9 protein-coding genes are annotated in these 9,559 nt (G+C 64.4%); 5 read left to right on the top strand and 4 right to left on the bottom strand.

All coding sequences use genetic code 11. The annotated features are described in order from the left end of the window. The 3 genes from gorA to rpiA all read right to left on the bottom strand — a co-directional run. A partial coding sequence (gorA, locus tag I5M_RS00045) for a glutathione-disulfide reductase (RefSeq protein ID WP_022719531.1) occupies positions 1–1,178 on the bottom strand: 1,178 nt, incomplete at its 3' end. 195 nt (positions 1,179–1,373) lie between these two features. Further along, positions 1,374–1,883: a DUF2059 domain-containing protein gene (locus tag I5M_RS00040; protein ID WP_022719530.1), complete on the bottom strand. Its 510-nt coding sequence runs from the start codon at positions 1,881–1,883 to the stop codon at positions 1,374–1,376. A gap of 28 nt (positions 1,884–1,911) precedes the next feature. Next, the gene (gene rpiA / locus I5M_RS00035) at positions 1,912–2,610 is read right to left on the bottom strand and encodes a ribose-5-phosphate isomerase RpiA (RefSeq protein WP_022719529.1); all 699 of its coding nucleotides are present in this window, start codon (positions 2,608–2,610) and stop codon (positions 1,912–1,914) included. Between the two features lie 141 nt (positions 2,611–2,751). On the opposite strand from rpiA, the gene I5M_RS00030 reads away from it, so the two are divergent. The 5 genes from I5M_RS00030 to I5M_RS00010 all read left to right on the top strand — a co-directional run bounded on the left by I5M_RS00030 (position 2,752) and on the right by I5M_RS00010 (position 7,821). Next, positions 2,752–3,429, top strand: a complete 678-nt coding sequence (locus I5M_RS00030) for an HAD-IA family hydrolase (protein ID WP_022719528.1) — start codon at positions 2,752–2,754, stop codon at positions 3,427–3,429. Between the two features lie 250 nt (positions 3,430–3,679). Next, entirely contained in the window at positions 3,680–4,036 is a 357-nt protein-coding gene (locus I5M_RS00025; RefSeq protein WP_307704336.1) for a PEGA domain-containing protein, read from the top strand. 107 nt (positions 4,037–4,143) lie between these two features. Continuing rightward, positions 4,144–5,175, top strand: a complete 1,032-nt coding sequence (gene moaA / locus I5M_RS00020; RefSeq protein WP_022719526.1) for a GTP 3',8-cyclase MoaA — start codon at positions 4,144–4,146, stop codon at positions 5,173–5,175. Between the two features lie 173 nt (positions 5,176–5,348). Next, the gene (locus I5M_RS00015) at positions 5,349–5,942 is read left to right on the top strand and encodes a TRAP transporter small permease subunit (RefSeq protein WP_022719525.1); all 594 of its coding nucleotides are present in this window, start codon (positions 5,349–5,351) and stop codon (positions 5,940–5,942) included. 37 nt (positions 5,943–5,979) lie between these two features. Beyond that, complete coding sequence (locus tag I5M_RS00010; protein WP_022719524.1) at positions 5,980–7,821, top strand: TRAP transporter large permease subunit; 1,842 nt, start codon at positions 5,980–5,982, stop codon at positions 7,819–7,821. Positions 7,822–8,219: 398 nt separating this feature from the next. Here the strand turns inward: I5M_RS00010 and I5M_RS00005 are convergent, their stop codons facing one another. Further along, positions 8,220–9,308, bottom strand: coding sequence for a TRAP transporter substrate-binding protein (locus tag I5M_RS00005; protein ID WP_031334832.1), 1,089 nt, complete (start codon positions 9,306–9,308; stop codon positions 8,220–8,222). Positions 9,309–9,559 lie beyond the last annotated feature (251 nt).

The raw sequence follows: 9,559 nt of genomic DNA, 5'->3' as shown, positions 1-9,559 counted from the left end.
ACCAGCTTCATCAGCGTGCGGACCTGGCTGCCGGAGATCGTCGCCTTGATGGGGCGGAAATCGGTCCGGTAAATATCGACGGCCGGACACAGCGCCCGCGCCTGCTGTTCGGTGAGGCCAACCGCGCCGACTTCAGGCTGCGAGAACACTGCGGTCGGAATGTTCGAGTAGTCGACCCGCACGTCCTTGCCGCCGAACAGATTGTCGGCGACGGCGTGGCCTTCGCGGATCGCCACCGGCGTCAGGTTGATGCGATGGGTGACGTCGCCGATGGCGTAGATGTGCGGCACCGATGTGCGGCAGTAATCGTCGACCGCGATGCCGCCATTGTCGGGATTCATGGCGACGCCGGCTTTTTCCAGGCCGAGATTGGCGACGGCCGGATGCCGGCCGATCGCGAACATCACCTTGTCGGACGCGACGCTCGAGCCGTTGGACAAATGCGTGACGTACTCATCGCCCAGCTTCTCGACCTTCGCCACGGTGCAGCCGGTGAGGATATTGATGCCCTCGCGCTCCATCTCGGTGCGAACATGAGCGCGGACCTCTTCGTCGAAGCCACGCAGAATGTTGTCGCCGCGATAGATCACGGTGACGTCGCTGCCGAGATTGGCGAAGATGCAGGCGAATTCCAGCGCGATGTAACCACCGCCCTGGATGACGATGCGCTTGGGCAATTCCTTCAGATCGAACACCTCGTTGGACGAGATGACATGCTCGATGCCGGGGATTTCCTTGCCGTGATTGGGCGCGCCGCCGGTGGCGATCAGGATATGCTTGGCGCGCAGCTTCTCGCCGGTCGAAAGCCGCACGGTGTGCGGATCCTCGAACACCGCACGGGCCCGGTGCACCACCGCGCCGGACTTGGCGACGTTGCCGGCGTAGATGCCCTCGAGCCGGGCGATTTCCTTGTCCTTGGCGGCGATCAGCGTCGGCCAATCGAAGCTCGCCTCGGGGATGCTCCAGCCGAAGCCTTTGGCGTCGCGGATTTCCTGATGAACGTGGGAGGCATAGACGAACAGCTTCTTCGGCACGCAGCCGCGGATCACACAAGTGCCGCCGTAGCGATATTCCTCGGCGATGACGACACGGGCGCCATGCCCGGCGGCGATACGGGCGGCGCGTACGCCCCCGGAGCCGCCACCGATGACGAACAGGTCCGCATCGAAATCCGCCATCGTCTTCGCCCTCGGAAGCTGTCGCTCATGCTCGGCGGCATCCACCGCTGGCCAAGTCGTCGTCGTTTCTGTTTCTCCGTCATGGCCGGGCTTGTCCCGGCCATCCACGTCACTCACGGCTAGCCCAGTATCGTGGATGCCCGGGACAAACCCGGGCATGCCGAATAGATAGAGCCAGCAGGCTGGTACGCAACGTCAGATGTTCTTGCCGCGCTTGCGCATCTCGGCGCGGAATTCGCCGTTGACCTCTTCGGCGAACTTCTGCGCCCACTGCTGCATGTACTGCATGCTTTCCTGGATCGCCCTCGGTTCGGTGTTGAGCAGCTTCTGGCCGAGCGGCGACTTGTAGAACGTGACGAGGTCCTTGAGCTCCTGCTCGGAGAACTCGGTGGCGTAGATCTTCGCCATGCCGTCGCCGATCTCCTTCTCGCGGCCGGCCATCTTCTTGGCGACGACCACCGCGACGTCCTTGAGATCCTGCTGATAGTTCAGATTGCTCTGCATCAGCGTATCCATCGTGCGCTGCACGATGTTGGGAATGGCGTTGGCGTAGATGCCGCTGGCCTTTTTGAGATCGAGGATTTCCTTGGCGTAGGCCATCGCGGCCGGGCTCGGGTTGGCGGTCTGCGCCATCGCCTGGCCGCCCGCCATCGCCATGCCCAGCGCCAGACTGGCGGCAAGCACGAGGTTCGACAGATACTTCATTCTAAAGTCTCCTGGGATTAGACGGCGATCACGCCGGTTCGACAGTTCGAATTCCTTCGGCGCCGGCGAGGACGACCAGCCGCGCCATGCCGATGAACAGGCCGTGCTCGACCACACCCGGGATTGCAGACAACAATCCGGCCAAGTGGGGAGCATCGGGAATCCGGTTCAAGTGGGCGTCGATGATCCAGTGGCCGCCATCGGTGACGAAAGCATGGCCGTCTTTGGTCCGGCGCAGCGACAGCTCACCCCCCGTCCCGGCCTGCTCGAAAGCCAGCATCAGCGCCCGCCGGGTCGCCGCCAGCCCGAACGGGATGACTTCGACCGGGAGTGGAAACCGGCCGAGCGTCGGCACCCATTTGGTGTCGTCGGCGATCACGACCATTCGGTCCGAGGCCCCTGCCACGATCTTCTCGCGCAGCAGCGCCCCGCCGCCGCCCTTGATCAGGTTCAGCTGAGGATCGACCTCGTCGGCACCGTCCACGGTGAGGTCGAGCCGGTCGATCTCGTCCAGGGTCGTCAGCTTGATGCCGCAGCGCTCGGCGTCGGCGCGGGTCACCTCGGAGGTCGGAACGCCAATGACATCCAGCCCGTCCCGGACTCGCTCGCCGAGCAGCTCGACGAAATGCTTGGCGGTGGAGCCGGTGCCGAGCCCGAGCCGCATGCCGTCGCGGACCTCTTCCAGAGCCCGCGCCGCGGCCCGGCGCTTCAACGCTTCCTTGTCCATCCGATCGACCCCAACGCGCAATGCCGCGCCCCCCGCGGCCGCGCCCTTTTAGCGGCCTTCGCCGGCCACGAACAGGCGGATTGTGGGCATTGGCACGTGTGCCGGTTGCAGAAATCGTCGGTTGAGGCTAGCGGTTTAGATATGAGTTCGTCCCGCATCGTCGTTTTCGATCTCGACGGCACGCTGGTGGATACCGCGCCCGACCTGATCAACGCGCTGAATTACATCCTCAATCGCGAGGGCATGCCGGCCGTGCCGATGGCCGTTGCCCGCAACATGATCGGGCAAGGCGCGCGCCGCCTGCTCGAACGCGGCCTGGAGCTCGATGGGCGGGCCATCGGAATCGACGATATCAACCGTCTGACGGTCGACTTCATCGACTATTATGCCGCCCACATCGCCGACGAGTCGCGCCCGTTCGAAGGGCTGGAGACGACGCTCGACCAGCTGGCCGACCAAGGCTACCGCTTCGCGGTCTGCACCAACAAGCTCGAAGGTCTGTCGCGCCTGCTGCTCGATCGCCTTAATCTGACCAGCCGTTTTGCGGCGATCTGCGGCGCCGACACCTTTGGCGCCTCCAAACCGGACCCGACGATTCTGCGCGAGACCGTCGCCCGGGCCGGCGGTGACCTGGCCACGGCTGTGATGGTGGGCGACGCCGGGCCGGACGTCGGCGTGGCGCGGCGGGCCGGTGTGCCGGTCATCGGCGTGGAGTTCGGCTACACCGAAGTTCCGATCGCCGAGCTCAAGCCGGACCTCCTGGTCGGCCATATGCGCGACCTGCCGGCAGCGGTGAGCCGCCTGCTGCCTCCTGCATGACGACCACAACGGCTTGCAGTTTCTGGTAAATTTCGCCGTGCACAGGCGTTAACCAATTTTTAGGTTTACGGCTCGTTCGGTTGCATCGACGGCATGACGATCCTATGGTCCGCCCGGGGCTGTGGCGGATGGCCGCATAAGGGACGGATGGGACATGCGTCGATTTTTTGTATTTGCTGTGGCGGGACTAGCACTTGGAGGCTGTTCTTCGCTCTCCGGCGCGTTCAAGTCGGAACCGCCGACGGTCGCCGTGCAACTGGATTCCACGCCGCAGGGCGCGGACGCCCTGACCTCGACCGGCCAAAGCTGTAAGACCCCCTGCTCGATCACAGTGCCGCCGGGTGACTTCACCGTCACCTTCTCGATGGCCAAGTTCCAGCCGGCGACGGTGCCGGTCACGGTGACGGTCACCGAAGGCAGCCTGATGTCGCAGGGTACCGCATCGGCCTCGCCGAATCCGGTCACAGCCGAGCTGCAGCCGGCCAAGCCGGTCCGCGCTCGCAAGCCGGTTCACAGGGCGCGCAAGCCGAAGGCAGCGGCCCCGGCCGCAGAGGCCCCGGCAGCCGCATCGCCGTTCCCGGCTCCAGCAGCCGCGCCGGCGCGCTGACGCTTCGCAACGCAGCACAGGGCATGATTGTCGTCAGCGACGATCATGCCTAGATAGATGCGAGCTCTTCGCCGCTGAACCTGCGGCGAGGTCGATAGGGCCCGCGAATGACCAGTGCCGAGACGACTCCGCCGAATCTCGGCGCGCCGATGATCGACCCGTTCGGGCGAACGATCAGCTATCTGCGCGTGTCGATCACCGACCGCTGCGACTTCCGTTGCGTCTACTGCATGTCGGAAGACATGAACTTCCTGCCCCGCGCGGACCTGCTCACGCTCGAAGAACTCGATCGGCTGTGCTCGGCCTTCATCGCGCGCGGCGTGCGCAAGCTGCGGCTGACCGGCGGCGAGCCGCTGGTCCGTCGCAACATGATGTCGCTGGTGCGTTCGCTGTCGCGCCATCTGACGACCGGCGCGCTCGGCGAACTGACCCTGACCACGAACGGCTCGCAGCTCGCAAAGTATGCGGCCGAACTGGCCGATTTCGGCGTCAAACGGATCAACGTCTCGCTCGATACGCTGAATGCAGCGACCTTCAAGAGCATCACCCGCTGGGGCGAACTCGACCGCGTGCTGGACGGCATCAAGGCCGCCCTAGCCGCCGGCCTCGCCGTCAAGATCAACACCGTGGCGTTGAAGGGCGTCAACGAGGACGAGATCCCGTCGTTGATGGAATGGGCCCACGGGCTCGGCATGGGGCTGACCCTGATCGAGGTGATGCCGCTCGGCGATGTCGGCGAGGGCCGCATCGATCAATACGTTCCGCTGTCGCTGATCCGCGCCCGGCTCGCCAATAACTACACCCTGACCGATCTGCCGGATTCGACCGGGGGCCCGGCGCGCTACGTCCGGGTCGGCGAGACCGGCGGGAGGCTCGGCTTCATCACGCCCCTCACCCATAATTTCTGTGAATCCTGCAATCGCGTGCGCGTCACCTGCACCGGCACGCTGCACACCTGCCTCGGCCAGGAGGACGCCACCGATCTGCGGCGTCCGCTGCGCGCCTCGGCGGACGACGATCTGCTCAACGCCGCGATCGACCGCGCCATCGGCACCAAGCCGAAGGGCCACGACTTCATCATCGATCGCCGCCACAACCGCCCGAGCGTCGGCCGGCACATGAGCGTCACCGGCGGTTGACGTCGCGCGTTGTTCGACAGCGATTTCCGCTGTCAAACCACGCCAATGACACCCATTTTCCAATTGACGGCAGGAATAACCGCTGAAATGGTGCGCCCGCTTCGCGCGCCATGGCGGATCAGCGACTCCTTGTCGCAACACCAAGACCGGGCGCTACGGGAGGAGACCTGGCCTTGCAGGCGTTGCTCGGATTGAGCCGGAAGATCGACGCGTTCAGCACCTTCGTGGGACGCTGGCTGTCCTGGCTGATCGTCGTGGCTGTGGTGATTTCGGCGGGCAATGCGATCGTCCGCAAGGTGCTCGACACCTCCTCCAATTCGTTCCTGGAATTGCAGTGGGTGCTGTTCAGCGTGGTGTTCATGCTGTGCTCACCCTGGACGCTGCTCAGTAACGAACACATCCGCATCGACATCATCAATCACACGCTGCCGCTCAAGGTGCGGGGCTGGATCGACATGATCGGCCACGTCCTGTTCCTGATGCCGTTCGCGATCGTGATCTTGTGGTGGTCGGTGCCGTTCTTCCTGAATTCCTACGATCAGAACGAGCAGTCGTTCAGCGCCGGCGGCCTGCCGCAATGGCCGGCCAAATCACTGATCATGATCATGTGCGTGCTGCTGATCGTGCAGGGCATTTCCGAGATCATCAAGCGCGCCGCGATGCTGATGGGTGTGATCCCGGACAGCAACATCGCGCAGGGTTCGCACAGCGCCGCCGAGCTCGAAGCCGAGCGGCTGGTGATGAATATCGGCAGCGACAAGCCTTGAGCCGAACTGTGGTCATCGCGTTGGGGGGCCGGTCCGAATGACCGCACTATTCATCCACTACATGGCGCCGATCATGTTCGGGTCGTTGGTAGTGTTCCTGCTGCTCGGCTATCCGGTCGCGTTTTCGCTGGCCGCCAACGGCCTGCTGTTCGCGTTCGTCGGCATCGAACTCGGACTGTTCCGGCCGGACTTCCTGCAGGCCCTGCCCGACCGCGTGTACGGCGTGATGAACAACGAGACGCTGCTGGCGATCCCGTTCTTCACATTCATGGGGCTGGTGCTGGAGAGATCCGGCATGGCCGAGGATCTGCTCGAGACCATCGGCCAGCTGTTCGGCTCGATCCGCGGCGGCATCGCCTATGCGGTGGTGTTCGTCGGTGCCCTGCTCGCCGCCACCACCGGCGTGGTCGCCGCCTCGGTGATCTCGATGGGCCTGATCTCGCTGCCGATCATGCTGCGCTACGGCTACGACCGCCGCGTCGCGACCGGCATCATCGCCGCCTCCGGCACGCTGGCCCAGATCATCCCGCCGTCGCTGGTGCTGATCGTGATGGCCGACCAGCTCGGCCGCTCGGTCGGCGACATGTACGAGGGCGCGTTCATCCCCGGCATCGTGCTGTCGTTGCTGTATGCCGGCTACATTTTCCTGGTCACGGTGTTCGCCCCGAAGGCGGCGCCCGGCCTGCCGCTCGAGGCGCAGACGCTGCGCGAGCCGGAGACCGCCCGGCATCCGCTGATCATGCCGCTGGCGGCGCTGTCCGCGGCGGGCGCGGCCTATTTGTTCGCGGTCCACCTCGATCTGTTCGACTGGAGCATGCCGGCGTTCGCCAAGGTCGGCCTGCCGGCGCTGGCGATGCAGGGCTTCTGGTTCGTAATCCTGCTCGGGGTCCTGTTCCGGCCGTTCCTGGGTGTGATCCGCACCATGACGATGTCGCTGTATCTCGTCGTCTTGGTGTCGACGCTGACCGGAATCGCCCTGATGCGGTTCACCGACGTGAAGGCCGGCGCCGATTACGTCGTGCTGACGATGTCGGCCACCGTGGCGCTGTCGTTCGTGATCGCGATCATCAACCGGCTGCTGCGGCTGAAGCTGCTCTCCAAGCTCGCCGAGCAGGTGGTGTTCGTGATGGTGCCGCCGCTCGGGCTGATCTTCCTGGTGCTGGGGACGATCTTCATCGGCGTCGCCACCCCGACCGAAGGCGGTGCGATGGGCGCCGCTGGCGCGATGTTGCTGGCGCTGGCGAAGCGCCGGCTCAGCTTCGAAATGACCCGCCAGGCCACCGAAGCCACCGCCAAGCTGTCGGCCTTCGTGGTGCTGATCCTGGTCGGCGCCCGTGTGTTCTCGCTGACCTTCTACGGCGTCGACGGCCACCGCTGGGTCGAAGAGCTGCTGGTGTCGCTGCCCGGCGGCCAGATCGGCTTCCTGATCTTCGTCAACGCCTTCGTGTTCGTGCTGGCGTTCTTCCTCGACTTCTTCGAGCTCGCCTTCATCGTCATCCCGCTGCTCGGCCCGCCGGCCGAAAAGCTGGGCATCGATCTCATCTGGTTCGGCGTCATCCTCGGCGTCAACATGCAGACCTCGTTCATGCACCCGCCGTTCGGCTTCGCACTGTTCTATCTGCGCTCGGTGGCGCCGAAGCTGCCTTACATCGACCGCGTCAGCGGCAAGGAAATGGCGCCGGTCACCACCGGCCAGATCTACTGGGGCTCGGTGCCATTTGTGCTCATCCAGATCATCATGGTGACGCTGGTGATCGCCTTCCCCTCGATGGTGATGCACTACAAGGGCGCGGCCTCCACGGTCGATCCCTCCAAGGTCAAGATCGACCTGCCGCAGATGGACATCCCGCCGCTCGACTTCGGCCCGCCGAAGTTCTGATCCACCTCACATAACGCCGTCATTGCGAGCCAACGGGTCCGGCCTTCGGCCGGCCCGATGACAGGCTCCGCGAAGCAATCCAGTTCGGTGCACGGAGCTGGATTGCCTCGTCGCTTCGCTCCTCGCAATGACGGTGATAGTAAGTTTGCAGACACAGTCGTCCTGCTTCTCCACCAGCACCACGTCATCCTGAGGTGCACGGCGAACCGCGCAAAGCGCGGTGCGACGTGCCTCGAAGGATGGGCCGCAGGCGCCTGGAGCTCATCCTTCGAGGCTCGCTGCGCTCGCACCTCTGGATGACGGCAGTGTGCGTAGCAGCGCCCTGCGAAGTTGCCCAAACAAAAAGCCCGGCCTTCTCGCGAAGGCCGGGCTGATTTGTTTCGACTTCAGCTGGGTGATCAGCCGCGGGTGCGGGAGCGGATCATGAAGCTGTCGAAGGTGTATTCGGCGACCTGCCACCACAGATACTCATCCGACCGGTAGGCCTGCATCGCGTCGATGGCCTTCTTGAAGTCGGCGTTCTTGGCGGAGATTTCGCCCCACAGCTCGTTCGTCGCCTTGAGGCAGGCATCGAGGATTTCGTTGGAGAACGGGCGGAGCTGCGTGCCGCCGGCGACCAGACGCTTCAACGCCGCCGGGTTCTGCATGTCGTAGCGCGCCGCCATCCAGGTATTGGTCGCTTCCGCCGCGTTGGCGAGGATCGACTGATAGTTCTTCGGCAGTGCGTTGAACTTCTCGAGATTGGCGAAGGCGTGCACGGTCGGGCCACCTTCCCAGAAACCCGGATAGTAGTAGTACTTCGCGACCTTCTGGAAGCCGAGCTTCTCGTCGTCGTACGGACCGACCCACTCGGCAGCGTCGATGGTGCCCTTTTCCAGCGCCGGATAGATGTCGCCGCCGGCGATCTGCTGGGGCACGACGCCGACCTTCTGCAGCACCTGGCCGGCGATGCCGCCGATGCGCATCTTCAGGCCGCTCATATCGGCGACGGTCTTGATCTCCTTGCGGAACCAGCCGCCCATCTGAGTGCCGGTGTTGCCGCAGGGGAAGCCGGTCACGCCGAACTTCTTGTAAAATTCGTTGGCGAGCTCGTTGCCGCCGCCCTGGTACAGCCAGGAATTCTGCATCCGGGCGTTGAGGCCGAAAGGCACCGAGGCGAACACCGCGAAGGTCGGATCCTTGCCGACATAGTAGTACGACACGGTGTGGCACATTTCGACGGTGCCGTTCGAGGTGGCATCCAGCGCCTGCAGGCCGGGGACGACTTCACCCGCCGCGAACACCTGGATCTGGAATTTGTTGTCGGTCATCTCCGCGACTTGCTTGGAGAGATATTCCGCGCCGCCGTAGATGGTGTCGAGCGACTTCGGGAAGCTCGAGGTCAGACGCCACTTCACCTCGGGCGAGGACTGCGCAATCGCCGGCGAGGCGACGGCCGCCACCGCGGCACCAGTGGCCGATACTTTCAAAAAGTCACGACGTTTCATCTGCATCTCCTTGTTGCCGGCGTTTCCCCGGGAGTTTCCATGGCGCGCGTTCGAAGGGACGGCGCGATCCGCGCGATGGCGCTTTTGGCCGAAGCGTCTGTATCACGGAAGATCGCCGACAGAAAACGCCGCGGATTCAAAGTTTTTTGCGCATCCGACCAAAGTCGAAGCCGCCAGCCGGAAAACCTTCGTCCGGCACCGCACGCGGTTCTGCCCACGAACTAAGCGGCTCGGAAGGTCGGCCGCTTAGC

It is taken from the genome of Rhodopseudomonas sp. B29 (genome assembly GCF_000333455.1).
Classification (GTDB): domain Bacteria; phylum Pseudomonadota; class Alphaproteobacteria; order Rhizobiales; family Xanthobacteraceae; genus Rhodopseudomonas.
This window is presented reverse-complemented; position numbering and strand designations above follow the sequence as displayed.

Bases quoted from the DNA above. Each gene is read 5' to 3' on its own strand.
- I5M_RS00040 (WP_022719530.1), bottom strand. From the start codon at position 1,883: ATGAAGTATCTGTCGAACCTCGTGCTTGCCGCCAGTCTGGCGCTGGGC.
- rpiA (WP_022719529.1), bottom strand. From the start codon at position 2,610: ATGGACAAGGAAGCGTTGAAGCGCCGGGCCGCGGCGCGGGCTCTGGAA.
- I5M_RS00030 (WP_022719528.1), top strand. From the start codon at position 2,752: ATGAGTTCGTCCCGCATCGTCGTTTTCGATCTCGACGGCACGCTGGTG.
- moaA (WP_022719526.1), top strand. From the start codon at position 4,144: ATGACCAGTGCCGAGACGACTCCGCCGAATCTCGGCGCGCCGATGATC.
- I5M_RS00010 (WP_022719524.1), top strand. From the start codon at position 5,980: ATGACCGCACTATTCATCCACTACATGGCGCCGATCATGTTCGGGTCG.
- I5M_RS00005 (WP_031334832.1), bottom strand. From the start codon at position 9,308: ATGAAACGTCGTGACTTTTTGAAAGTATCGGCCACTGGTGCCGCGGTG.